This window comes from Bacteroidota bacterium, from assembly GCA_030017895.1.
Classification (GTDB): Bacteria; Bacteroidota; Ignavibacteria; order UBA10030; family BY39; genus JASEGV01.
Window position 1 is genome coordinate 16621 of the sequence record JASEGV010000017.1, and the last position, 25147, is coordinate 41767.

At 37.9% G+C, this 25147-nt stretch carries 23 protein-coding genes and 1 tRNA gene; 2 read left to right on the forward strand and 22 right to left on the reverse strand.

The genetic code is table 11. The features are described 5' to 3' along the window. Positions 1 to 195: 195 nt before the first annotated feature. The 16 genes from QME58_04810 to QME58_04885 form a co-directional block, all read right to left on the reverse strand. Complete coding sequence (locus QME58_04810; GenBank protein ID MDI6803152.1) at positions 196 to 1308, reverse strand: hypothetical protein; 1113 nt, start codon at positions 1306 to 1308, stop codon at positions 196 to 198. Between the two features lie 220 nt (positions 1309 to 1528). Beyond that, complete coding sequence (locus QME58_04815; protein MDI6803153.1) at positions 1529 to 1717, reverse strand: type II toxin-antitoxin system HicA family toxin; 189 nt, start codon at positions 1715 to 1717, stop codon at positions 1529 to 1531. Then, positions 1714 to 1905, reverse strand: coding sequence for a type II toxin-antitoxin system HicB family antitoxin (locus tag QME58_04820; protein ID MDI6803154.1), 192 nt, complete (start codon positions 1903 to 1905; stop codon positions 1714 to 1716). Before QME58_04820 ends, QME58_04815 begins: the two co-directional genes overlap by 4 nt. A 79-nt stretch (positions 1906 to 1984) precedes the next feature. After that, entirely contained in the window at positions 1985 to 2575 is a 591-nt protein-coding gene (locus QME58_04825) for a Na+/H+ antiporter subunit E (GenBank protein ID MDI6803155.1), read from the reverse strand. Continuing rightward, the gene (locus tag QME58_04830; protein ID MDI6803156.1) at positions 2565 to 4097 is read right to left on the reverse strand and encodes an NADH-quinone oxidoreductase subunit M; all 1533 of its coding nucleotides are present in this window, start codon (positions 4095 to 4097) and stop codon (positions 2565 to 2567) included. The genes QME58_04825 and QME58_04830 overlap by 11 nt, the downstream gene beginning before the upstream one ends. 19 nt (positions 4098 to 4116) lie before the next feature. Further along, complete coding sequence (nuoL, locus tag QME58_04835) at positions 4117 to 6045, reverse strand: NADH-quinone oxidoreductase subunit L (protein MDI6803157.1); 1929 nt, start codon at positions 6043 to 6045, stop codon at positions 4117 to 4119. Then, a complete protein-coding gene (gene nuoK / locus QME58_04840; GenBank protein MDI6803158.1) occupies positions 6045 to 6347 on the reverse strand; it encodes an NADH-quinone oxidoreductase subunit NuoK in 303 nt (100 codons plus the stop codon). The genes nuoL and nuoK overlap by 1 nt, the downstream gene beginning before the upstream one ends. Before the next feature lie 3 nt (positions 6348 to 6350). Beyond that, positions 6351 to 6863, reverse strand: coding sequence for an NADH-quinone oxidoreductase subunit J (locus tag QME58_04845; GenBank protein MDI6803159.1), 513 nt, complete (start codon positions 6861 to 6863; stop codon positions 6351 to 6353). Between the two features lie 328 nt (positions 6864 to 7191). Next, positions 7192 to 8055 carry a hypothetical protein gene (locus QME58_04850; GenBank protein ID MDI6803160.1) on the reverse strand — a complete coding sequence of 288 codons (864 nt, stop codon included), beginning with the start codon at positions 8053 to 8055 and terminating at the stop codon, positions 7192 to 7194. Positions 8056 to 8098: 43 nt separating this feature from the next. Then, the gene (locus QME58_04855) at positions 8099 to 8404 is read right to left on the reverse strand and encodes a zf-TFIIB domain-containing protein (protein ID MDI6803161.1); all 306 of its coding nucleotides are present in this window, start codon (positions 8402 to 8404) and stop codon (positions 8099 to 8101) included. Positions 8405 to 8524: 120 nt separating this feature from the next. Further along, positions 8525 to 9172, reverse strand: coding sequence for a hypothetical protein (locus QME58_04860; protein ID MDI6803162.1), 648 nt, complete (start codon positions 9170 to 9172; stop codon positions 8525 to 8527). A gap of 18 nt (positions 9173 to 9190) precedes the next feature. Next, positions 9191 to 9685: a hypothetical protein gene (locus tag QME58_04865; protein MDI6803163.1), complete on the reverse strand. Its 495-nt coding sequence runs from the start codon at positions 9683 to 9685 to the stop codon at positions 9191 to 9193. 15 nt (positions 9686 to 9700) lie between these two features. Next, positions 9701 to 10951 (reverse strand): ABC transporter permease, encoded by a 1251-nt coding sequence (locus tag QME58_04870; GenBank protein ID MDI6803164.1) that lies wholly within the window; start codon positions 10949 to 10951, stop codon positions 9701 to 9703. Then, positions 10948 to 11868, reverse strand: a complete 921-nt coding sequence (locus QME58_04875; GenBank protein MDI6803165.1) for an ATP-binding cassette domain-containing protein — start codon at positions 11866 to 11868, stop codon at positions 10948 to 10950. Before QME58_04875 ends, QME58_04870 begins: the two co-directional genes overlap by 4 nt. 68 nt (positions 11869 to 11936) lie before the next feature. Further along, positions 11937 to 13232, reverse strand: a complete 1296-nt coding sequence (gene asnS, locus QME58_04880; protein MDI6803166.1) for an asparagine--tRNA ligase — start codon at positions 13230 to 13232, stop codon at positions 11937 to 11939. Between the two features lie 238 nt (positions 13233 to 13470). Continuing rightward, positions 13471 to 13557, reverse strand: a tRNA-Ser gene (locus tag QME58_04885). 287 nt (positions 13558 to 13844) lie between these two features. On the opposite strand from QME58_04885, the gene QME58_04890 reads away from it, so the two are divergent. Both QME58_04890 and QME58_04895 read left to right on the forward strand, forming a co-directional pair. Beyond that, positions 13845 to 15551: a TIGR03790 family protein gene (locus tag QME58_04890; GenBank protein ID MDI6803167.1), complete on the forward strand. Its 1707-nt coding sequence runs from the start codon at positions 13845 to 13847 to the stop codon at positions 15549 to 15551. Between the two features lie 58 nt (positions 15552 to 15609). After that, positions 15610 to 16035, forward strand: coding sequence for a helix-turn-helix domain-containing protein (locus QME58_04895; GenBank protein ID MDI6803168.1), 426 nt, complete (start codon positions 15610 to 15612; stop codon positions 16033 to 16035). Positions 16036 to 16308: 273 nt separating this feature from the next. Here QME58_04895 and QME58_04900 read toward each other — a convergent pair whose 3' ends face one another. The 6 genes from QME58_04900 to QME58_04925 all read right to left on the reverse strand — a co-directional run bounded on the left by QME58_04900 (position 16309) and on the right by QME58_04925 (position 24103). Beyond that, entirely contained in the window at positions 16309 to 17217 is a 909-nt protein-coding gene (locus QME58_04900) for a DMT family transporter (protein MDI6803169.1), read from the reverse strand. 68 nt (positions 17218 to 17285) lie between these two features. Then, complete coding sequence (locus QME58_04905; GenBank protein ID MDI6803170.1) at positions 17286 to 18377, reverse strand: DUF362 domain-containing protein; 1092 nt, start codon at positions 18375 to 18377, stop codon at positions 17286 to 17288. A gap of 4 nt (positions 18378 to 18381) precedes the next feature. Next, positions 18382 to 19254 (reverse strand): decaprenyl-phosphate phosphoribosyltransferase, encoded by an 873-nt coding sequence (locus tag QME58_04910; GenBank protein ID MDI6803171.1) that lies wholly within the window; start codon positions 19252 to 19254, stop codon positions 18382 to 18384. Positions 19255 to 19336: 82 nt separating this feature from the next. Further along, complete coding sequence (locus QME58_04915; protein ID MDI6803172.1) at positions 19337 to 21001, reverse strand: methylmalonyl-CoA mutase family protein; 1665 nt, start codon at positions 20999 to 21001, stop codon at positions 19337 to 19339. Positions 21002 to 21251: 250 nt separating this feature from the next. Continuing rightward, entirely contained in the window at positions 21252 to 21887 is a 636-nt protein-coding gene (locus QME58_04920; protein MDI6803173.1) for a transposase, read from the reverse strand. Between the two features lie 533 nt (positions 21888 to 22420). After that, positions 22421 to 24103 (reverse strand): T9SS type A sorting domain-containing protein, encoded by a 1683-nt coding sequence (locus tag QME58_04925; GenBank protein MDI6803174.1) that lies wholly within the window; start codon positions 24101 to 24103, stop codon positions 22421 to 22423. Positions 24104 to 25147: the final 1044 nt, after the last annotated feature.

Here is a 25147-nt window from a genome sequence, read left to right on the forward strand (position 1 = left end):
GCTAAGCTGCGGCGGCGTACACTTGCAATATGCACTGCACGAAACAGATTCATGCGCTGAATTAAATTATTTGTACTACAGTTTTGATGTATACTCAACATAATTATTTTACGAAAAACCACCATTAGCCATGCTAATTGCACCCACGCTCATTCCGTCAGGTTGAGGCGCTGGTTAGCCAACAACTAAATTTTGTTAGCGCTTATATACATCGTAATAATTTGATAGTACCTCGCGCCAACTAATTAATTTTTTATTGAAATCAGAAAACTCTTTTTCGGTTGCAATCTTGCATTCACGAATATAATAGCCGTCCGTTTTTCCAGAAAGTTCTATAAGAATGTTTACAGGTGTTTTTTGAGGGCCTAAAAAATATTGACCACCAAGCTTAACATTTTTCCACAATGATATATCTAAAGGATCTCTCCAGTCTTTTTCGTTTCCATCAGGCAAGGCATATTCTGCTGTCTGAATAAGATCACAATAAGTCGCAAATGCATTTTGATTTAGAATGCCTTTTGGAATAGATATTTTTTTAGATGATTTCAAACTATTATCTTCAAACAAAATCCTATAAGGTAATGCTGGACAAGTGAACCACACATCTTTACATTCTAATCTGTAATAATTATTAACGTGGGTCTCTTTCACTTCTGGTATTTCAGGCCGAACTGTCTTATCTGAAGGCAGATCACTTAAAATTAATTGTAAGGCAGGAATAATTCTATTTATTAAATTAAGTTCTTCTGAATCCCAAGTGGATTCTCCCTTCCATAAAATAGTTCCTTCTCTATTAGAAAGTTCAATCGAAATAGTATGTGTGTATGAAAGTAATTGATCCGCCGATTGTGTGCCTACAGTTAAAGAACGAGACGCTAATACACCGATTGCTCGTGCTATACTAACACCAAGCCCTGAAGTTGCACCTGCACCAGTTCCAGTAGAAATTGCATATGCTTGAGTGTTTGTTGAAGAAACAGTAGAAGAAAACTTCATTTTATCATTTCTGTCAGTTTTGTAAGATAACTTAACTAAATAATCATATCCTCCACTTTCGATAATAAAGCCACGACGCTTTATTAAATGAGTAAGAGAAGAACGGAGTCTTTCGGACGTCAATTGTTCATTTCCGAGAAGTGGAGATGTATTACCAGAAACTTCAATTTTGACGCTTTTAGTAGGATCAATAGTTTGAATGGATTTCAGAGAACGAATCCATGGCTGTGAAACACGAAACGATGGAACAGTTGCACAACCAACTATTAAAAGTAAAAGGGAAAATAAAATCGGTTTGTAATATTTTTTCATTAGTATCTCCATTATGATGATGCCGATTGTTGCTGGCTAACTATTAGTTATACTGCCATATGCCGTGCTATCACATCCGCCAGAGGCGGACAAGCAGGCAGTTTGTGTGTTAGATTCCATATGTTTTATTGTTTTTATTTTACTTCCTATCAATCGGGCTTGCTATCACTCAAATACTTAAAATCTTTTACTTCTTCTTTTATCTCGTTTGAGAATAGGGTCAAACTAAATTTTTGTCTTCCAACATTTTCAATATATGCTTTGCGAGTGTTTCTTTAATTTCAGTATGTCTCGGAACCGGCTGAGAAAGCTTTGTTCTTGGATTTTGGTACCAATCGTGTTTGGACCCATGGCGAATGAATATGCAATCCATTCGCTCAATTTTCTTAACGAGTTCTTTTCGCTTCATGCAACTTCAAGTTCAGCCGCTTTTCTGACATGTGGGATCGCTCCGTTAGTCAAATCCTTATAGATGTCTGTTAAATTCTCTTTGAGTTCCTCCAGCGTTTCACCTTGCGTCATATAATCAGGGTATTCCTCAAGATATCCTACCCACATATCTTCGTCTTGCCAATAAATGTATCGTTTTTTTTCCATTTAGTTATCTCCAATATGTTCTATGTTTGTATAAAAGTAAAAAAAGAACAAACAAGATGCAATTATCCTGCAGACATCATTAATTCAAATACTTAAAATCTTTTACTTCTTCTTTTATCTCTTTTGAGAATAACTTCATAATCCGGGATTGCATCTGTCCGTTCTCAAGTGAGCCGGCGCTGCCGGGAACGAGTCCGTGAACCAGGAACTTATCTTGCTCAATATCTATCGTGAATGTTCCGGGTGTAATTGTAATCGAGTTCCCTAAAATTACTTTTGCAACTGCCGATGGTAGTTTAGTGCGAAATGAAATCAAGGTTGGCTTTATCGGCATTTTCGGGTGGACCACTAAATATGCAACCTGAATACTTGCAATAAATATTTCTTTCATCAACCATAAAATATAAACTGGCAGTTGAAATATTCTGATAGGAACGTTTGGCTCTCCCCTCTCCGGAAATAAATTCCACTTGGAGAGTTTGTAATTAATCAAAACTACAATCGTAACTGCAATAATTCCAAACCCGATATGTGTTGCATCGTATTTGCCGCTGAATATCAACCACAGTCCAAACAATATAACAACTTGAACGATTACTGATTTGAAGCTCCCTCTTTTTATCTGGTCAAATTCTAAGGGTGTGCGTGATTTTGGTTTTTCATCTAACATTTGTTACTTGGCTACCGCTTCTGTAATTTTCTATCTTTTCAATCAACTGCTTTGTTGATGCTGCCGATTTGTTCAAGAATGTTGAAGGATATACACCGATCCAAATGATAAAAATAATTATGGGAACGAGAACGGTAATTTCTCTTTTCGATATATCTTTTAAATTTTGATTTTCAGGATTTGTAATCTTTCCGTACATCACACGTTTGAACATCCACAAAATATAAACTGCTGCTAATATTACACCGGTTGCAGCTAAAATTGAGAACGCAGGTGTTCCTAAAAAGTCGGATTTAAAGGCGCCTATCAAAATTAAAAACTCACCTATAAAGCCGTTGAGTCCGGGCAAACCGATTGACGAAAGTGAAACAATCATAAACATTGTTGCAAAGACAGGCATTACTTTCGAGATGCCTCCGTATTCAGAAATTAATCGTGTATGGCGGCGGTCGTATAACATTCCAACGATAATAAATAAAGCACCGGTTGATAAACCGTGGTTAACCATTTGGATTATTCCGCCTTGCACTCCTTCTTCAGTTAATGCAAAAAGTCCGAGTACAACGAAACCTAAATGACTGACAGAAGAATAAGCTACAAGTTTTTTAATATCGGGCTGAACCATCGCAACGAGAGCTCCGTAGATAATACCGATTACAGCTAACCCGGCAACATAAGGTAAATATTCAAATGTAGCTTGTGGAAAGAATGGTATGGCAAATCGGACCAACCCGTAAGTACCCATCTTCAACAGAACACCCGCAAGTATAACGCTGCCTGCCGTGGGGGCTTCGACGTGTGCATCGGGAAGCCAGGTATGGAACGGAAACATCGGAACTTTGATTGCGAAGCTTAAACCAAAAGCGAGGAACATCCAGGTTTGAATAGCAAGCGGAATAGTTGGGGCAATATTAAATAATTCAAGAACATCGGTTGTAAATTTCCCGCCGTTGAGTGTTGAAGCATAGTAACCAAGCCATATAATAGCAACAAGCATCAGCAGACTACCGAACATTGTATAAATGAAAAATTTTATCGCGGCATAAATTCTATTCTCGCCGCCCCATATTCCTATTATGAAATACATAGGTATCAACATCGCTTCCCAGAATACATAGAAGAGAAACAAATCGAGTGAAACAAACACGCCCAACATCCCAACTTCTAAAAGCAACATCATCATCACATAATTGCGGATACTTTTGGTGATGGAGTTCCAGGAGGAGAGCAATGCTAAAGGAGTCAGAAAAGTTGTCAGCATAACGAGTAGCAGCGATATACCATCGACACCAACGTTATATGATATATTCAAACTTTCGACCCAAAGGATTTTGTAAACGAACTGCATATCCGGATTTGTGCCGTCGAATTTCAAAAACAAAAACACAGATACGACGAAAGTAAGGAGACTGAATGCCATACCTAATGTTTTTATCAGGTTAGCATTTTCGCGATTGATAAAGAATAATGCTAAAACTCCTAAAAGCGGTGTAAAGACAATTGCTGTTAGAATATGTTCCATAAAAATCTTTCTCTATTTCCTACCGGATAATTAAAATTGCAAGAATGATAATGATGCCCGCAACAAAATAAGCAGCGTAACTTTGTGTGAAACCGGCTTGCGTTCGCCGTGTATAACCGCTGAGAATGTTAATCAATTTTGCAGTCCCGTTCACTGCACCGTCGATTATGCCGACATCAAAAATTTTCCAAAGTAATTTATCGGAAGCTTTTACTGTAGGGGCTAAAATTGTGGCGTCGTAAATTTCGTCCACAAAATATTTATTCCATAAAAGATTGTGAATGCCGCTATATTTTTCGGAAAGCTTTTCAGCTATATCTTTTCGCTTCAAATAAATATGGCGGGCGAATAAAATTCCAGCTGCTGCAATTACAACCGATAATAACATCAATATATATTCTGTTGGAACAACCTCGTGATGACCGAAGGCGAGAATTGAATTTGAACGTTCAAATATTGGATCGAGAAAATGTTCAATCGCATTACTGCCGCCGAGTGCCGCAGGAATTCCGATAAATCCTCCTATCACCGAAAGAACTGCGAGAATTATTAAGGGAATAGTCATAACTTTTGGAGCTTCGTGAGGATGCTTGTCTTTATCCCAACGAGGTGCACCTTCGAACGTTAAAATAGTTAATCGGAACATATAAAACGCCGTGAGTGCAGCGCCGCTGGCTGCTAAAATCCAGAGCGGCCAATATCCTGCGTCGAAAACCTTCCACAAGATTTCATCCTTACTAAAAAATCCTGATAGCGGAGGAATTCCTGAAATTGCTAACGCGGCAATTACGAATGTTTTGTAAGTTGTTGGCATCTTCGATTTGAGTCCGCCCATTTTTTGTATGTCCTCTTCATCATGCATTGCGTGAATAACTGAACCGGCACCCAAGAATAACAGTGCCTTGAAAAATGCATGAGTTACAACGTGAAATAAGCCGGTTGCAAACGCACCAACACCTAAAGCAAGAAACATATAACCCAATTGGCTGATAGTCGAATAAGCCAAAACTTTTTTTATTCCGTTTTGCACTAAACCAATACTTGCAGCAAGAATTGCAGTGAGTGCACCGATGATTGCAACAATCAGCATCATAGTTGGCGAGAGTGCAAAAAATATTGAGGCACGTGCTACCATATAAACGCCAGCAGTTACCATAGTAGCGGCGTGAATTAATGCACTAACCGGAGTTGGTCCAGCCATCGCATCGGGAAGCCAGACGTAAAGCGGAATTTGTGCCGATTTACCAGTAGCGCCTAGGAACAAGAGCAAAGCTATCCAGAAAATTGTAACATCGCCAACCGAGAAAGCTGCTGCACGCCCAAACACGGTCCCAAAGTTCAAACTTCCAAACGTAATAAATATCAGGAACATTGCAATCAAAAATCCGAAGTCGCCTACTCTGTTTACTACAAAAGCTTTCATCGCAGCGTCGTTGGTTGTTCCCTTTTCAAATTTTTTATCATACCAAAATCCAATCAATAAGTATGAACAAAGTCCGACCCCTTCCCACCCTAAAAACATTAACAGGAAGTTATCGGCTAAAACTAAATTCAGCATCATAAAGATAAAGAGATTGAGATATGCAAAAAATCTCCAGTATCCTTTATCGCCGTGCATATAACCGATTGCGTAAACGTGTATCAAAAAACCGATACCGGTTACAACCAATGTCATTATGATTGAAAGTTGATCGACTTGATAAGCAGCATTGATAGAGATTGAACCGACGTTAATCCAGTTAAATATTTCTATAATGTGTGACCGATTTTCGACAGGCGAAGAAAGCATCTGAAAGAAGATGACGGCTGCAATTGCAAAACCAATTCCGATGACTCCGCTTCCGATTGAGCCGATAATTTTTTCGGACTTTAGTTTTGAACCAAGAAGTCCGTTGATTAAAAATCCTAAGAAAGGAAATAAAACTACAAATCCGATGTATTCGTGCATTACCATTTCATTATGTTTATTTCGTCTATGTTTACTGTCATTTTATTTCTAAAGAGTGCGATGATAATTGCTAAACCTACGGCGGCTTCGGCGGCTGCAACTGTTAAAACAAAAAATACGAACATCTGCCCTGTTGTGCTTCCTAAATAAGCCGAGAATGCAACGAGCGTCAGGTTAACCGAATTTAGCATAAGTTCGATACTCATAAAAACAATGATAGCATTGCGGCGGGCTAAAACCCCCACTACACCGATTGAAAAAAGGATTGCACTTAATGCGAGGTAATAATTCAGTGGTATCATAGATTATCCAATTCTCTTTTTTGCTAAAACAACAGCCCCAATGATTGCAGCCAAAAGTAAGATTGATGCGATTTCAAAAGGCAGCAAGTAATCAGTGAACAGGACTTTGCCTATATGTTCAACCGTTCCTATCTGAGTTGCTAAAGGCGATAGCCGATTTGGGTATTCGCCGAAGCTTGTAGTTAAACCGATGATTATTTGAACTAACATCACTACAGCTAAACCGATTGCAATACGTTTTTTATATGTGATTTTTTCGGTAAGCATTTCTTCTTTCCCTAAATTTAAAAGCAAAACGACGAAAAGGAAAAGTACCATTATAGCGCCTGCATAAACGATTACTTGAATCACAGCTATAAACTGAGCGTGGAGTGTAAGATAAATGATTGCGAGCATAATAAAGTTAAAAACTAAATACACTACGCTTACAATTGGACTACGGCGTGTTATTACTAAAATAGCTGATATTATTGATGTAGCTGCAAGAATGAAAAAAACTATAGTATCAATAGACATTATTTTGTTTTAGATTATTTAAAAATCGATTTGAATATACTAAAAATAGAATTTACAATCAATTAATGATAAATCGTTTTTCAAGAATTTCCTGTTTTTTTGTTTGACCGGAAAGGTAGCTCATTGCAGATGAAATCTGCTCATTTCTTGGACCACCATTTGCAGGTATAACGAGTAAGCATTATGTCGTCAATCTCTCTCTGAGTACTTGAACCGATATTGACCATTTTACTAATGTCAGCAAAGTAGGCTTCATCATCGGGAGTATGCGATAGTGATTCGAATCTTGACGTTAATTTTATTAGTAAATCTGATTTCAAATCCTAATTTAGCGATAAAGCGGTATATCAAAAGTCCCGTTTTTTATTACTTTGACTAATCGTGTTTGATAGAGAGATGGTTGGAGACCTGCAATAAATTCGAATATGCCTTTACATCTCATATTTATCAGATCCAATGACTGAATTGTTATTGACCCTGTATCTGTCGAATTTGTATATAAAGTAGTACCACCGCAATCAATAATATCAGGAGACCAAGATCCGAAATTAGACGACATACCGCCAAGGGAATAATGTCCAACTCCATCAAATAAATGTAAGTATATTTGGATCGTTCCATTATAAATTGATAGACTTGTTTGATTTCCTCTCCTACTTAACATAGCTTTCGCAGATGGCGATGAAGACACTTGAGCATTTAAAAAATGTTCATTATCAATAATGGCAGACATTTTAGATACAATACCATTAGTAACGACAGCACCAAGTATTGATTTTTGATAGGTTCTGGAACCACCAGGATTATTCAGTATTAATTTTGAATCAAGAGTCGAATACGATCCTCTTACAATTCGGATGCGAGGCTCATTAATAGAGTACTTTATGGTATAGTTTCCGTTCATTGCTTGAAATGTATCCGGAAGTGCCTCACCTATCAAAGCTAACTTACCAGTCGATGTTTCTACTGCAAGCGGTAACATATAACCTTCAGCGGTTATTTTGAATCCTGTAAAATATAGGAATCGGTTAGTTGCAATGAATGTACTATCGATTTTATACCATACCCCTATAAGGTCAGGAGCAACCTTTATATCGGAATATCCTGTTACTCCATTTGGTTTGTTCTCACAACCTAAAAATAATAAACTTACAATAACAATTGTAAAAATAAATAGTATTGATTTAATCATATCATCTCCATATTGGATTAAAATGCTAATAATTTTCAAATTATTATTTCTTAAACACACTGAAAATCTTGTTTATTTTACCCTGCTCCAAATTTGAAATACTCTCTAACTCACCGGCATCTAACCATATTCCTCCGCAGCCTGAGCATTTATCGATCTTAATATTTTTATAATCAATTTCCACCAAATCCATTCCGCATTTCGGACAGTGCATGAAGTGAAGTTCTTTCAATTTCTGTTTTTCTTCCTCTATCAACTTAATTTGCTTTTCAGCTTCAAGTTTTTTGCGACGCTCAAACTCCATCCTTGCAATATATTCTTCTTCTTTTTCACTTGGTTTTATTGGCATTTAATAATCTCCTTTTTTTCTTGGTTGATATGTAGGACAATCCTAAAAGTTATGTCGATATTTTTTTCTATTTTCAATAATCGTTTGTTGGGAACTCAAATATTGTTATGATTCAATCTGTTAATTACCGAAGTAATATGATGCATTCAATAAAATGCCTAACATCGAGGGATTAAAATCTTTTCCGGTAGAGTTGATAAAAGGTTTCTGTTTCCAGTTCGCAAGTCCGGAAGATCCTGTAGCTTCGATTGAGATGCCAATATTTTGACTTATCATATAATTAACACCAGCTCCACCTCCAAAACTGAACCCTATAAGATTTAATGTCCCTAAAGATTTATCACTGCTGCTCTCCATCGTTCCGCTAACAAGATTTAATAGCAAGAATCCATAAGGCTGAATTCTGCCTCTTGAAAAAATATACTTTCCTCCGATTCCAATATTGAATAAAGAAATGTCGAATTCGGTTTCGAGCGTTCTTCCGTCAACTGTAGTTACTACATATTTCGGAGTCGATGCAACGAATCCATACATTCGGAAACAAAGGGCAATATCCTCTGTGTGGTGGTAGTAATAACCAAAATTAATGGCAACATCGGGTGAGACATCAGTTTCGCCACTTGTTAGATTGAAAGGGTTCTTCTCGAAAGATTTTGCCCCTCCTAAACCGAATTCTACTTGATGTATTTTAAATTCATCAGTCGTCTGTGCAAATAAAATAAACGGGAAAAAACCGATACAGATTAAAAACAATATATTCTTTTTCATAAAAATGCCTTTCATTTTTTAAAAGAAATAATAATGAATTCCAACTTGCGGTAGCGGAAATATCTGTCCGTTTGTAAAAAAAGTAAAATACAAACTTGCCGAAAAATGTAATGCTTCGCGTGCTCTAGATTCAATGCCGATTCCTGCAGCAAGCCGTAAAGGACCATCGAGTTCATTCGATGTTTCACCAACGTAATAAAACCCGCTGCCACCGCCGGCATAAAACCGGGTGCTTTCGCCTCGCACTAAATCGAACTGAATTTCCAATCCTAAATCGTAAATCAATTTTTTTGAATCTTTAATTATTCCCGCTGTAAATTGATACGATGCAATTGATGGAAGATGATGCCTGAAACTCAAGCCCATCCCGGTTCCAAGTCCGAACGAAGCGCCCAAGCCGAATACATCACGTTCCAATTCAGTTGGCTGGTCTTTAGAAGGGACGATCACTTGGCTAAAAGCACTTGCCGATAGTAACAAAAAAACCAGTGTTGCAGAAAATAAAGTTTTCATAATATCATTCTCCTATTATTTTGATTTTAAATAATGCCAAAGTTCTTTCATACTTGGTCGTTTACCATACGACAAAACAGTTGTTCTGAAAATTTTAGCTGCTGCCCACATTGCAGCAACAGTCGATAAAGATAAAACTATAATGTTTGCAAGAATCTCAAATACTGATGGCATTTGAATCGGAATTCTCACAGCCATCATCGTAGGAGTTAAAAACGGAATAAAAGTTAAGATACTGATTAATGGCGAATTAGGATCCTGCATTATCCACATTGCAAGCAGTAAAGGTATAATTAAAATCATAACAAGGTAGCCGGTTACCTGTTGAGCTTCTTGTTCGGTAGATAGGGGTGCCCCGACTCCGACAAAAATTGCAGCATAGAATAGATAACCGAGTATAAAAAATGGCAAAAGAACTAAAGCACTTGTTAGTGATATAATTACAGTTCCGAATTTCAACGCGATAGCAATACCTATCAAAGCCCAAGTTCCAATCTGAACAAAACCTAAGGCGCTCAACCCCAATATTTTGCCGACCATCAAATCGTTCGCCGAGCTTGACGACATTAGCACTTCGATAATTCGATTTGATTTTTCTTCCACCATACTTCGAACTAAAAGTTGTCCTGTTGATATAATCAAAATGAACATCGCCATTATAAAAATGTATGCACTGAAGAACATTGACTTAAAATCGGATTCTTCTTCTTCGCCGGTTTTTGATATTTTAACCAACTTCAACTCTATCGGGAAAGTTAGTTTTTTAATTACTCCAGGATCTAACCCTTCTGCTTTTAATTTTTTTTCTATAATTAAATCGCGTATCGTCCGATTCAATCTTTCAGTTACTTTGATGTTGCCAACATTCTGTGCCCTGTATTCAAAAACCGAATCGTTGTAAATAGTCGTACGGATGATTAAATATCCTTCAATGTCTTCTTTCACGACTAAATTATCAGCATCTTTCTTGGCGTCTTCCAAATTGAGAAGTGCACGGTTGCCGATATGACGAATTATGTAATTTGGTTTTCCATCAGGGAGTTTAAATTTATCTTCTAATTTTTTTGAGAGTAATTTCCCCAATTCATTAGTTTCATCAATCACACCGATAATGCGCGGCTCTGTATCAGGTTTTGTTATTAAAAGAGTTGGTAATACAAAAGCCCCGATCATAAAAAGTGGAGTTACTATAAGTGAAATAATAAAAGCTTTTGTTTTTACCTTCTCGATAAATTCCCAGCGGGCCACGGCAAAGGCTTTTCTCATAAGCTCACTCCTTCGCTCTTTTTAATCTTATTACCGCCAACCATACTAAGAAATATTGAATGAAGTGATGGCTCTATCATTTCGTATTTTCGTATTTTTAATTTTTGCACTAATTCAGCTAACAGGTTTGTTCCTACCTGATGGTCGCTAATTTCAAATTCGGCAGAATTCTCATAAAGCAATAACTTATCTATTCCATTTGTAGCTTTTAAAAATTCGGCATCACCATCGAATTCGATGTGAACAGTATTTTTTCCGAAACGGCTTTTAACTTCAGAAAGTTTTCCTTCGATTACTACTCTGCCGTGATTAATCAAACAAATTTTATCGGAAAGCTTTTCAGCTTGTTCCATCATGTGTGTTGAAAATATAATCGCTTTCCCCTTGTCTTTCATCTCCATAAACAAATCTTTCAGCACAATTTGATTTACAGGGTCTAATCCGGAAAACGGTTCATCTAATATTATAAGTTCGGGGTTATGCAAAATTGCAATGATGAACTGAACTTTTTGCTGATTCCCCTTCGAAAGTTCTTCAACTTTCCTATCAGCATAAGCAAGTAAATCGAGTCGTTTTAACCAATCGTAAGCCCGTTTACGGGCTTCGGTTTGTGGAACACCTTTCAGAGTTGCAAAATAAATTATTGTATTCAATAATTTATTTTTTTTATACAAACCACGTTCTTCCGGTAAATAACCAAGTTTGTTTCTGATTGCGCCATCGAATGGTTTTCCGTCGAATAAAATATCTCCTCTATTGGGTTGGATGATATTAAGTATCGTTCGGATGGTTGTAGTTTTACCAGCGCCATTCGGGCCTAGTAGTCCAAATACTTCGCCCCGTTTTACTTCGAACGAAACATCATCGACAGCAACTACTGTAGAGAATTCTTTCCGAATATTTTTAACAGTAAGCATAAGTAATATCCATTGAGTCTAAATTCTAAATATAAAATCCTAAAAACTAAACAAATTCAAAGCACAAATTATGGTGTTAATCTGTAAATCATTCTTGGAAACGGTATCGTTTCACGAATGTGTTCAAGTCCGCAAATCCACGATACAGTTCTTTCGATACCAAGCCCGAACCCTGCGTGCGGAACCGAACCATAACGTCGTAAATCTAGGAACCACTCGAAAGCTTCCATAGGCAGATTGTGCTCTTTAATACGATGAACTAACGCATCGTAATCGTCTTCACGCTGGCTGCCGCCGACAATTTCGCCATAACCTTCGGGTGCAAGTATATCCATCGCCAATGCGACTTTTGGATTTTCAGGATCGCGTTTCATATAAAAGGCTTTTATTTCTGAGGGATACCGGTGAACAATCACAGGTCTATCGAATTGACTTGAAATAATTGTTTCATCCGTTCCGCCGAAATCGTTACCCCATTGAAAATCGACTCCGTTCTTTTTTAAAATTTCAACAGCATCGGTATAAGCAACGCGCGGGAATGGTTTTTTCACCTTCTCCAATTTTTCTGTGTTACGTTCCAAAACTTTTAGTTCGTTGCCGCGATTTTTGAGAACCGATGTTACTATATGTTCTAAAAAATCTTCTGCGAGTTCCATGTTGTCGTTCAAGTCGTTCCAGGCGACTTCAGGTTCAACCATCCAGAATTCAGTTAGATGACGGCGAGTCTTGGATTTTTCCGCACGGAATGTTGGTCCGAAAACATATATTTTCCCAAATGCCATAGCACCCGCTTCACCATACAATTGCCCGGATTGAGTAAGATATGCTTTTCCTAAATCGAAGTATTCGGTTTCGAACAATGTGCTTGTCCCTTCGCAAGCAGCGGGAGTAAAAATAGGGGCATCCATTAAAGTGAAACCCCGGTTGTCAAAAAATTCTCGGACCGAACGAATTATTTCATGACGAACGCGCATAATAGCATGCTGCTTCGCTGATCGAAGCCAAAGATGACGGAGATCCGAAAGAAACTCGATGCCGTGTTCTTTCGGTGTGATAGGATATTCGCTGGCAATATGGACGATTTTTATGTCGGTGGTTTCTATTTCGTAACCACCCGGCGCCCGGTCTTCTTTGCGGACTTTCCCTTTTAAAATTAAAGACGATTCCTGCGTTAACGTATCGAAAGAATTAAATACTTCTTCGGTTACATTATTTTTTACAATAACACATTGAACAATTCCGGTTCCATCACGAAGGATAACGAACCTGATTTTACCGCTTGAACGTTTGTTGTAGAGCCAGCCTTTAATTTCGACTTCCTCGCCGACGTATTTTGATAAATTTTCTATGTAATATTTTGTCATTAGAGACTATAGTTTTTAGATTTTAGTAAAATAATTTGTTTTATTTTGTAGGAATATACAAAAGATAGAGTAGATGGGCAAATATATGTTTATGATTGCCCAAAAAATCAGTTTTCGCGATACATTGTTTACGACCTTGCCGCACAACTCTTTTTAGGGAGTCTCTATTTTTTGTTTTTAAATAATTTATGGTATATAAGGTCTGACGTAAGATGTGAATTATGATTAACAGTTATCGCGGAGAAGGTGGGATTCGAACCCACGATACCCTTACGGGTACACCGGTTTTCGAGACCGGCTCTTTCAACCACTCAGACACCTCTCCAGCGCAAAAGTTTCAAAAAGTGTGCATCAAATTTATGAAAAGAATCTCTGAAATGCAATTCTTTAATACAATTTCAAAGAGGGCTTTTTTGTAGAATTTACACCTTAAAATTACAATTTGCGAATCTTTTTAAACAAAATTTTCCACATTATTAAACCTTCATATCCACGTAACCACATAATCATTAACATGTTGTGGCTGCCCTATCTATAAATTATTTGAGAAGAAAAAGACGTGGCACCAGCATTGAACCCTTTACAACAAAACAGAAACTTAGAAAAATGAATATGAAAAATATAATATTGATAACCAGTTTAGTTGTAATAACGACCTCCCAGCTTTGCTTCGGACAAACTCCCCAACAAGTTGATTATTCCGACGTTTTAGTGATAATTAATGATAACAGTCCCATATCCGATAGCGTAGGAATCTACTTTTCCTTAGCCCGAAATATACCGCCGGAAAACATTGTGCGAATAAATGCTCCAGTTACTGAAGAAATTGATAGCACCACATTCACAAACGTACGTTCACAAATTGAGACTCATATACTCAACCATATGTTAAGAGAGCAAATAAATTATATTGTTACCACTAAAGGTGTTCCACTAAAAATTAATCGAGGAAATACTTTTTCCACAAGTTCTCCATCATCTTCGCTGGAAAGTGAGTTGACGTTAATATTAAGTTCAATGGCAAGCTCGATTGGACAGAATGGTTACATTGTATCACCTTATTTCTTAGGTGCTAAGAATTTTTCAAAATCTATATATGATATGTATTTGGTAACACGCCTTGATGGATATACATTTAATGATATTAAAACATTAATAGACAAATCAGGGTCTCCCGCATATATTGATACTACGGTTCGATTCGTATTTGACCAAGACCCAAATTGGAACGGTTCACTACCTTACTTAAACAATTCAATGTCCTATGCAGCTTCGAAGATATCTGCAAAGGGCTTAATTCCTAATTTAGACCAGACGAATACTTACTTGACTTACCAAAGTAACGTTATTGGTTATGCCAGTTGGGGAAGCAATGACTATAACGCAAACCAGTATACCCAATATGCAAGGCCGAAAAATACTTGGGCAGATGGTGCAATTGCTGAAACTTATGTTTCTACTTCAGCTAGAACTTTTTCAACACCGGTTACTTATGGTCAATCGGTAGTTGCAGATTTAATCTCTGAAGGTGTGACTGGAGTAAAAGGTTATGTATACGAACCGTATTCTAATGCGATGGCGATTGTTTGGGTTCTCTTTGATCGATATACAGACGGTTACAATTTAGCAGAAAGTTATTACATGTCATCTAGAGCTCTCTCGTGGATGGATGTTATCATAGGTGATCCAAAAATGCAGGTTTTACTTAAAAATACACTCCCGACCCCAGACCTCCCTATTCAAATCGGTTCTTTCGTAGCGAATTATATGTATGCTAATGATGTGCAGATTGAGTGGACAACAATTAGTGAGATCAACAACTATGGTTTTAACGTACAGCGTTATAACGAAAACTCAATGGTGTTTGAAACTTTAGGCTTTATTCCAGGCAAAGGAACGACAACTGAACCACAAACATATACATATTTAGATGAAAATGTTTCCACCATCTCTTTACAGTACCGCTTGGAACAAATCGATAATGATGGTTTAACACACTACTTTGGACCGATTAACCTTTCTCCAAATACAATAAAAGAAAGCATAGCATTACAAAAAACATTCATGCTATATCCTAACTATCCAAATCCTTTTAACCCAACTACTGAAATAAAATTCACTTTAGAAAACAAAGCAAAAGTAACACTAATGGTATATAATTCTATTGGTCAGGAGGTTGATGAACTTATTAATGGTGAAATAAATGAAGGAACGCACAGCATAAAATTCGACGGTTCAAATTTAGCCAGTGGAATATACTACAGCGTAATGCAATCGACCAACGGTATTCTGATACAAAAAATGATTTTAATTAAATAATTTATCAAATCACGGAACCCGGGTCGGTGGGATACCGAGTTTCAATTAAGTATTTCGTATGCAAACAGAAAATCACAGTAAGCTAAATAATAAAAGCTTTATTTTTCATCCACGTTTAGCTTGGATGTTGTACTATCAACAAGTTCATAGTGTAGCGAAGGTATGTGAGAAATTTGGAATCAGCAGGAAAACATTTTACAAGTGGTGGAACAGATATTCAAAATCGGGTTTTTCTCAAAACTGCTTAATGGATGGATCACGAAAACCTCATACTTCGCCACTTGCCACACCGAAAGATATTGTTAAAAAAATAATCGAAGCAAAACTGTTAACCGGATACGGGCAGCGCCGATTGCGAAACTACTTAATAGAAAATTATAATATCAATTTATCTGAGCATACTATTTGGAAACTACTAAAACAGAATTTGGTGAATGATGAATTATCTCTTGACTATACTCCGGATATTCCTCTGATCAAGTAGCCGGGAGATGTTGTAAATTTAGGGATATTCGATGTCAAACCGTATCCAACAAGCTTACAGTATGTTTTATACACTGCAATCGACAGTGTAACTCATCTAAAAATTTCAAAATCAAATATTTGAACGAATATAACAATCACAAAATGCAACCGTCATTGAACAACCTCACCCCGCTACAAAGATTAAGAACTTTTTACGATTTTAAAGGTGTTCAATATTTTGAACCGATTGCCATAGTTTAATTCACCACGCGTTCCGCTTTGGTAACGAGTTTTAGCCCTGGTTTTTAAACTTGTCTTCCTTAATATTTAGCGACAATCGAAGCAGGGGCAAGTCATCCGATATTTCGGATATTATCAAACCAATAATTATCACCCCCCCGCCTACTATTCCAATCCATCCGATTACTTCACTCAAGAGGAAATAAGCGACGGCGGCGGCGAATACAGGCTCAATCGTAAAAATTACTGCCGCTTTGGTCGGTGTTGTTTCCTTTTGCCATTTTGTTTGTAAATATAAAGTAAATGTCGTTGCCAACAACGAGAGGTACAAAAAAGCATATATCAGGTTTGCTGAAATCTTGATGAAAATATCTTCGAAAATCAGCGTAGCAATAATACTAATAAAAGCATTGGTTACAATTTGAATGTATGTGATGTTGAAAGGGTCGCCTTCCTGTGTTGCCATATCGAGGTACACAATATACACAGCAAAAATAATTGCGCATACGAGATTCAGTCCGTCGCCGAAATTAAACTCAGCCCCTTTCGGCGATGTGAGAAGATATAAACCTCCGCTGACTATAATCACTCCGATTATGTTGCCAAGATTTGGAGCTTTACGTTCCATTATAAACTGAAATATGGGTACAAAGATCACCATGGTTCCGGTTAGAAAAGCCGCCTTCGAAGCTGTAGTATATTGCAAACCGATGGTTTGAGTTGCAAAACCAAAAAACAGGAGAATTCCTAATACGCTTGCTCTTTGCACTTCGCCGATTGTAATAGTTTTCAGCTTTGGAAAAAATAAAATAGTGAGGATTAGTGCGGCGAATAAAAACCTGATTGCGATAAAGAAAAGGGGCGATATTTCGCTCAAAGATCCTTTCACTATCGCGAAAGTTCCCCCCCAGATAACCGTTAATGAGAGTAGTATTATTTCTGCTTTGCGATGCTTAGTCATATTATCTTATGGTCAATAGTCAATGGTAAATCGTTAATGAAATATTAGCCATTAGCAATTGTGATTATTCATTCGCGTTCATAAGTCTGAAACAATTTTCCCCAAGCAGTTTCATTTTTCCATGTTTCAAAAACTTTCTTATCAATAAAGGGCCAGCGGTAGTAATCGTGATAAAGTTCTGAACCCAAAACAAACAAATGAACGAGTGGAGTATGAAAGAAAAGTTTCTGCAAACTCTTGAGCGGTCCGAACCACATCAACTGGCCAAATATGCTGACGGCATTATTGCCTACCGAAAAACCCCACGATTCGTTCGAGATATCGTCGCCTACAATTTCGATTTCACGAACATCTCCGATACCAAGTTTGTTATCGTGTGCGAGCCGGATGTATTCAAGATTTAACGGGTCGAAGCCCATCATCTTTGCAGCTACTGCATCAATGGCAACCTGATCGGCACTTGCAAGTAAATAATCTTTGATAACTGGAAACATTGTGCGTGGTCCGGGTCCGTTGCCTGCTGTAGTTCCATCCATCACTGCAAAAATTCCTGAATGAATTTCTTTTTGAATTGCAAGCAAATCAACCAGCGTTTTGTGTATCCACGAATGCGTGTAATGACGTTTAGTATTCAGCAGACCGCCGAAAGCATTCTTCATTGCGCCAGTCGTGGTAGTGTAGATATGGCACTTCATAGTAGGCAGATGAATTATATTCTTTCCCAAAAAATAATTCGGAATGTAAATCCCATCGTGATAAATTTTCTGAAGCACGTGCATCTTTGCTTTCGGTTTGTATTCGACCCACTTAATATCTTCTTCTTTGAAATTATACAGAACAGGAATTTTATATTTTTGGAATATTGGAAGGTAATTATTCAAATCCTCCCCTTTGAATGCGTTCGTTACAACAGTTTTATTCTGAACACAAGTTATATCTTTGTAACCGGCATTCTTGAGTGCTAAAATTGTTCCTTCCATTTGCCAAGGGGTTGTGTTCGCACCGGGAAAAGGAAAATGCCAGGATATGTTGTCTTTTAAAATTGTAGTCGATTTTTTTTTTAATGCACTTTCATAACCGGCAAGTTTCATCAATCGTTCTGTATCTTGTAGAACTGTTTCCGGTTTTGTTTTTATAACTGCCACCTTCGATTTCATCATTCGATTATCTCCAATAAATTATTATACCCGCCGATATTATCCACATTATTAAATTTATTAACAATGGAATGTCTTTGAATATTGCAAGCGTTGGATTTCCTCCAAGTTCTTTTTTATGAACAAGATACAGGTATCTGAAAATTCCATACAACACAAAAGGAACTGTGTAAATTAAATTTTTTGTATTGAACTTTTGTATCGTTTCTTCAGAAATTGTATAAAGGGCGTACGACATCACTGTCGATGCTGTAACAATTCCAATCATCTGGTCGAGAAAATGGGGACTATACTGAGTAAGAACAGACCTGTGTGTATTCGCGGTGTTTTCTAACAACACTAACTCCGACCTCCGCTTACTGAAACCGAGAAATAATGAAAGCAAGATAGTGCAAATAATTAACCATTCAGACGTAGGAACATTAATGATAACTGCCCCTGATACTACGCGCAGAACAAAACCAAACGATATCGTCATCACATCAATTATTACTAAGCTTTTAAGCCAGAATGAATACGCAATATTTGTGAGAATATAAATCAGAACGATCATCCCAAAATATGGATTGATTATGTATGCACAGATCAAAGACAGGGTTGTGAAAATAATGAATGTTGAAATTGCCGTATTGGGTTTAAGCTTTCCGCTGGGTATCGGTCGATGCGACTTCTCAGGATGCAATTTATCTTTCTCGCTATCTACGACATCGTTGAAAAGATAGACGGCGCTTGATGTAAAAGAAAGCACAATGAACCCAGCGGCAGTCAACCATAAATCATAGAATTTGAAGAGGTGCCCGGAAAATATTAAGGCGGCAAAGATAAAAAGATTTTTTACCCACTGCTGGATGCGCATTGATAAAATAATATACTTTATCACAATTTTATTCCTCTTACAAAAAGTATGACTTTAGTTTTTGTTACTAACTGCTCACAACTCATATCTTACATCGCATATCTTTTTAAAACACAGCTTGTTCTTCATACACTCCAAACACTTCTGCGAGTGCACTGCTCATCTCTCCTAACGTTACGTAAGAATTAGTTGCCGCCAGAAGAAAGGGTATTAAATTGTTTCCGTCCCTTGCGGCGCTTTTTAAATCTTCAAGCCGTTGTTGAACATCTTCATTATTTCTTGAGGCACGAACATCAGCGAGGCGCCGTCTTTGTTTGCTTTCGACTTCGGGCGATATTTCGAGTATTGGAATTTCTATCTTCTCATTCTCTTCAATAAAATCATTTACTCCAACAATAATCTTTTCCTTCTTATCCAACTCCATCTGATAACGATAAGCGGCATCGGCGATTTCCCTTTGGAAAAATCCTGCCTCGATAGCCGGAATAACTCCACCTAACGCATCAATCCTATCAAAATATACTTCTGCTTCTTTTTCCATTTTATCCGTCAATGCCTCCACAAAATAACTTCCAGCCAACGGGTCAATTGTGTTTGTAACGCCAATTTCGTATGCGATTATCTGTTGTGTGCGAAGAGCAATCTTTACCGCTTTCTCAGACGGAAGCGCTAAAGTTTCATCCATCGAGTTAGTGTGGAGCGATTGTGTTCCTCCTAATACACCGGCAAGTGCTTGATAGGCAGTCCGTACAATGTTGTTCTCTGGTTGTTGTGCCGTTAGCGAACATCCGGCAGTTTGTGTATGAAAGCGACAAATCCACGACTTCGGACTTTTAGCTTTGTATTTATTTTTCATCCTCTTCGCCCAAATTCTTCGGGCAGCGCGGAACTTTGCAATCTCCTCAAAGAAGTCGAGATGTGAATTAAAGAAGAAAGATATTCTCGGTACGAATTCATCTACGTCCAGTCCACGCTTTATTCCGGCTTCAACATACGCGAAACCATCGGCAAGCGTGAACGCTAATTCTTGTGCAGCCGTTGAGCCAGCTTCGCGGATGTGGTAACCGCTTACTGAAATTGGATTCCATTGAGGGACTTCGCGATTTAAATACTCGAACATATCCACAATTATTCGCATCGACGGTTCGGGAGGAAAAATCCATTCCTTCTGTGCAATATATTCTTTGAGGATATCTGTTTGCGTTGTGCCGCGTAAGTTTTTAAAGTTTGCGCCCTGCTTTTGAGCAACTGCCAAGTAAAATGCCATCATCATCGCCGCCGGAGCGTTGATGGTCATCGACGTTGAGACTTTTTCCATCGGAATCCCTTTGAAGAGAATCTCCATATCTGCAAGCGAAGAAATTGACACACCGCAAATTCCAACTTCACCTTGCGCTTGAGGATCGTCTGCATCACGTCCCATCAAAGTTGGAAGGTCGAATGCAACTGATAGTCCTGTTTGTCCGTGTTTGAGTAGATAATGGTAGCGTTCGTTCGAATCTTCGGGAGTTCCGAAGCCGGCAAACTGCCGCATCGTCCATAATCTTCCCCGATACATAGTTGGATGGATGCCTCGTGTGTACGGATACTCACCCGGGAAACCGATATCTGATAAAAAATTGATATGTGCGATATCGTCTGGAGAGTAGAGAGTTTCTATGTGTTCGCCTGAGACGGTTGTAAATTTAACCGGTCGCTGCATTTCTGACTGGGAAGCTTTTTTCTTCCATTCTGATTTAGCTTTATGTATATCGTCGTGCTGAGCCGACATGTATGTATTCTTTCTTTGTGAAATGATTTTAAACTTGCAGTAAGATAAGAATATTAAGGGAATTATTCAAGAGAGATGTGGGATGTTCGATGTTTGACGGGTTATTTCGTTTTAAGCTGCGAATTAACAATTCGCGTTACAATTGTACAACGAAATGATATTTCGTTCCAAGCTGCGAACAGTTGTAAATCGAAATGGTCCACCGGAGGCGGACAAGTATTTCGATTGATTAGTAATTTAATAATTCCTCTCACATGTCGTACTTCGTATAACTCCACTTCCACTCTTGCCAAGACTTCACTAAACCAGCCTTTACCGGATTATTAAGAACATATTTTACGATTTGAACCAGTTCCTTATCATTTCTTATTACATGATCGTAACTTTCATGATGCCAGAAAGCACCTGTGCGTGCTAATAATTTATTGGATTCCCTGGCTGTATGTCGCTTTAATGATTGTAGAATTTTGTAAAGCGAAATTTCTTTATGTTCCGTACTTATAACCATGTGTACATGATTCGACATTATTGTAAATGCTATTAACTGATAATCCTTTTCGTCACGATATTTAATCGCATCATTTACAATGTTAGCTATTTCTGGAATTTTAAGCCAATTAGGACCGTTGTCAGATTTATCCAATAGTCCATCAAATTTTAAAAAGTATTCTTTCTGAAAACTATGGTATTCCTCAATCTTAGCTTTTTGATTTGTAATCTGAGCGATTCTTTTTCCTTCAAGTTCCCTCTCTTTCATCAATTGTGTCACCACAGATACTGGTATCGAGCCAGCCAATCTAAATGTTACGAAAAAGTCTGCATACGATGGCTGGTAGTGGGGAAGATTACGTTCGTAATATGGTTTAATTTTATCTGACACATTCACCTCATATACCGTGGTACAAATATAATATATTTTATAATCCTCACCAAGCGAATTAACAATTCGCGTTACAGATGTAAATCGAAATGGTCCACCGGAGGCGGACAAGTATTTCGATTGATGATTATACCGATAAGCCTATTCTAAAAGTGTATGTCGATATATTTCATCGTTTAGTGTGCGATTTGACAAATCGCAGTACCATTGTATAACGAAATGGTGTTTCGTTTCAAACCGCGAATTAACAATTCGCGTTACAGATGTAAATCGAAATGGTGTTTCGTTTCAAACCGCGAATTAACAATTCGCGTTACAGTGTGATCTTGCTAATTTTTCCCAAAATGATTTTAAACTTGCAGTAAGATAAGAATATTAAGGGAGATTTTCAAAAAACTTGAATGGGAACCTGCTGAATGATATCGCCGTACCAATAGAGATTAGTTGGTACGATACGCTTCAGCGTGTCGAAAGTCTCAGCGTCCTCGACAGACTGAAGCCCGCCCGAACGACACGGTCGGGCGGGTCCGTCGTACCAGTTATTTCAACAGCAAAAGCTTCCGGGTTTGTGTATAGTTTCCGGCTTGTAGTCGGTAAAAATACATTCCACTGGTTAGATTGCTGCCATTAAAATTAACAGTATATTGTCCAGGCGTTTTCATCTCATTTACTAGTGTCGCCACTTCCTGCCCCAACATATTATACACTTTGAGTGTTACCAATTCATGATTCATAATTCCTGCTTCATGATTCGGTATTGCGTAAGCGATGACAGTCACTGGATTAAACGGATTCGGGTAATTTTGTCCCAACTGTAACGCAGTTGGGATCCCGAGCACTGTCGAGGGATTTTGCCCCTCGCCTGGTGCTGGCGGTGGCAATTCATCCAAGTGAACAATAACAATATTTTGTCCTGTTGTCTTGGCAAATTTTAGTGTTGCGGCATTCAGTATTAACTGTCCGCCCTCGCCAATTACTTTAACCCAGTACCCTTGGTTGGGTCGCAGGGTATCAACCACTTCGTAACCGCGGTTATAGCCGTAAAACTGTGACAAGTGCAACCCGCCCGGCTCGCTGATAATACTGTTTATAGCCAACGGTTGGCTTACAGCGCCAATCATGTTCCAGCCAGTAGTAACTGTAACTGTATCTTGCAAAAATTCATTTCCTGCTATTACTGCTTCTGAATCAGCAAACTTTAGCCAGTATCCTTTACCTGTTTCCAGCGTGTCTTTTCCTGTATAACCATTGTTGTAGGAAAAAGCTTGTGATATAGCCGTCGGATACAGATTGGTTTTAGCCATATTATTGCCTGTTTTGGGAACTGATATTATGTTCCAGCCGCGATTTACTTGGTACCAACTGGCTTTATCGCTATACAGTCCGAAATTAATATCAGAGTAGTATAAAGGATTATTGGCAATAACCAGTGTGGATTCGCCACTAGCGTGAGTAGTAACAGTCCAAAATTCCCTTGGCTCGGGTTTTATTAAATGCGGCCCTCGTTCCCGACGCTGGAATTGGTAACTGCCGGCTGAATCAGTATAACTAGAATCAAGCCAGCCATTGCCTAAATACACTTTAAGTCCGCGTAACGGTTTTTCACCTTCGTCTTTGACGCTGTTTTGGTTTTGGTCAAACCATACAGTACCGGAAACACTGGCCCATTCACCGCCATCATAGAATACTTCGTTTGCCGAATTTCTAAAATTATCCAAGTCAATAGTTACTTGTTGTCCTAGTGGACCTGACTGTTTGATAGTAAGTTCCATAGAATCAATTTCAGTCATGGGTGCATAGCGCGTATTAAAGAATCTGGTTTCCCAAGTGCCATAGCCGTATATGCTACTTACATTAGTATGTTGCCACACAGTGTCTTTGTGGAATATTTTTAGTTTTAAATCAGTCAACATACCATTTGTGAGTTTCACGTGAAATCTAATTAACGAACCTGTACCCAGGGGATCCGTTTTAGTTTTTGGTACTCTTCTGGCATACACTACCGAATCAGTAATTAGACTGGCAGTAACAGTGATTCGTACGCAATAATCGCTTCCGTATCCACCATTTTGAATAAAAATACTGTCCTGCAACATGCTGGAGGCAAGTTTATACCAACCTGCGCCTACGTCTTCTTGTGCGTTTGTTTGGCTTATACCAAACATTATTAGCATTACTGCTATTGTCAATATTAATTTGTAAAGTTTCATTTTTGTTCCCACATAAATATTTAATTCTAATATAAACATATTGAAATCAAATCTTATAATTTGTGTGAACTTACGAAAATATTATGAATTATCAAAATTTTAAATACTTAACTACTCCTTCCAAACCGTTTTCCCAACTCGCTCAATGAGAGCTTCACAACTGCGGGTCTGCCGTGCGGACAAACATATGGCATCTGAGTGTAGAAAATGTTGTCGTTCCACTTTTTTTAGAGCTACCGCATAATGGGCATAATTTACTATTTTTAATCATTTCGTTTTCTCTTTACTCAAACCAATATAAACTGGAATTATCGAAATATCAAGTCCTCGAGTTACGCTCCAGCGGAGCGGTATGTTTATTATTTTTCTCTCTATGATTTCTATAACATTCGACCCCTCCGGGGTCGGGAAATCATTACATCTTTTCCAATCTACAAACATCTGACTCCTAACGGAGTCATTTGCATGTTTGCAACAATGTAGCACCCATTTTTCTGATATCGTTTCTATTTTGTATTTAGAAGTTGATATTTTTTATCTCTCTGCTACAAGTCCGTAGGACTTGTATGTCTGTAGCCGTGTATGGAAATGAGGTATTTGAGGCTGACTAAAAAGTAGGCTCTCATACAATAGCATTAGTATTATCCTTTAAAATTGTTAGCATAGAAATACACATATGTATTAGTGGATCGTTAGAGCGATCTTCTTGACGTTGTGTGCCATTCCCCATTTTTCGGGACAAAAATAATTTCTGGTGCTAACGGAATTTTAAATAGGTTGTAAATTTGTTTAACTTAGTATTGGCTCTTTGTAAAACCCTTGTAAGCATTGGTGCTCTATAGTAAATATGGAAGCCCGTGTGCCATTCTGGTTGGGATGTAAAACCCGATGCTAAAACATCGTGGTGGTGATAATTTCATTGGCGCTCCCGATAAATTGGGAAGCCCGTTCAGAATATTTTTCAGTTTAAAAGTACATTCCCTTAGAGTCATATAAAAATCAACTAGTGTTAAGTTAAGTATGAAATGACGTAAATATTTATTATCTTTGCCATAA

What these genes read in the sequence shown, in the direction of transcription:
- QME58_04810 (MDI6803152.1), bottom strand. Translation starts at nt 1,308, where the DNA reads ATGAAAAAATATTACAAACCGATTTTATTTTCCCTTTTACTTTTAATA.
- QME58_04815 (MDI6803153.1), bottom strand. Translation starts at nt 1,717, where the DNA reads ATGAAGCGAAAAGAACTCGTTAAGAAAATTGAGCGAATGGATTGCATA.
- QME58_04820 (MDI6803154.1), bottom strand. Translation starts at nt 1,905, where the DNA reads ATGGAAAAAAAACGATACATTTATTGGCAAGACGAAGATATGTGGGTA.
- QME58_04825 (MDI6803155.1), bottom strand. Translation starts at nt 2,575, where the DNA reads ATGTTAGATGAAAAACCAAAATCACGCACACCCTTAGAATTTGACCAG.
- QME58_04830 (MDI6803156.1), bottom strand. Translation starts at nt 4,097, where the DNA reads ATGGAACATATTCTAACAGCAATTGTCTTTACACCGCTTTTAGGAGTT.
- nuoL (MDI6803157.1), bottom strand. Translation starts at nt 6,045, where the DNA reads ATGCACGAATACATCGGATTTGTAGTTTTATTTCCTTTCTTAGGATTT.
- nuoK (MDI6803158.1), bottom strand. Translation starts at nt 6,347, where the DNA reads ATGATACCACTGAATTATTACCTCGCATTAAGTGCAATCCTTTTTTCA.
- QME58_04845 (MDI6803159.1), bottom strand. Translation starts at nt 6,863, where the DNA reads ATGTCTATTGATACTATAGTTTTTTTCATTCTTGCAGCTACATCAATA.
- QME58_04850 (MDI6803160.1), bottom strand. Translation starts at nt 8,055, where the DNA reads ATGATTAAATCAATACTATTTATTTTTACAATTGTTATTGTAAGTTTA.
- QME58_04855 (MDI6803161.1), bottom strand. Translation starts at nt 8,404, where the DNA reads ATGCCAATAAAACCAAGTGAAAAAGAAGAAGAATATATTGCAAGGATG.
- QME58_04860 (MDI6803162.1), bottom strand. Translation starts at nt 9,172, where the DNA reads ATGAAAAAGAATATATTGTTTTTAATCTGTATCGGTTTTTTCCCGTTT.
- QME58_04865 (MDI6803163.1), bottom strand. Translation starts at nt 9,685, where the DNA reads ATGAAAACTTTATTTTCTGCAACACTGGTTTTTTTGTTACTATCGGCA.
- QME58_04870 (MDI6803164.1), bottom strand. Translation starts at nt 10,951, where the DNA reads ATGAGAAAAGCCTTTGCCGTGGCCCGCTGGGAATTTATCGAGAAGGTA.
- QME58_04875 (MDI6803165.1), bottom strand. Translation starts at nt 11,868, where the DNA reads ATGCTTACTGTTAAAAATATTCGGAAAGAATTCTCTACAGTAGTTGCT.
- asnS (MDI6803166.1), bottom strand. Translation starts at nt 13,232, where the DNA reads ATGACAAAATATTACATAGAAAATTTATCAAAATACGTCGGCGAGGAA.
- QME58_04890 (MDI6803167.1), top strand. Translation starts at nt 13,845, where the DNA reads ATGAAAAATATAATATTGATAACCAGTTTAGTTGTAATAACGACCTCC.
- QME58_04895 (MDI6803168.1), top strand. Translation starts at nt 15,610, where the DNA reads ATGCAAACAGAAAATCACAGTAAGCTAAATAATAAAAGCTTTATTTTT.
- QME58_04900 (MDI6803169.1), bottom strand. Translation starts at nt 17,217, where the DNA reads ATGACTAAGCATCGCAAAGCAGAAATAATACTACTCTCATTAACGGTT.
- QME58_04905 (MDI6803170.1), bottom strand. Translation starts at nt 18,377, where the DNA reads ATGATGAAATCGAAGGTGGCAGTTATAAAAACAAAACCGGAAACAGTT.
- QME58_04915 (MDI6803172.1), bottom strand. Translation starts at nt 21,001, where the DNA reads ATGTCGGCTCAGCACGACGATATACATAAAGCTAAATCAGAATGGAAG.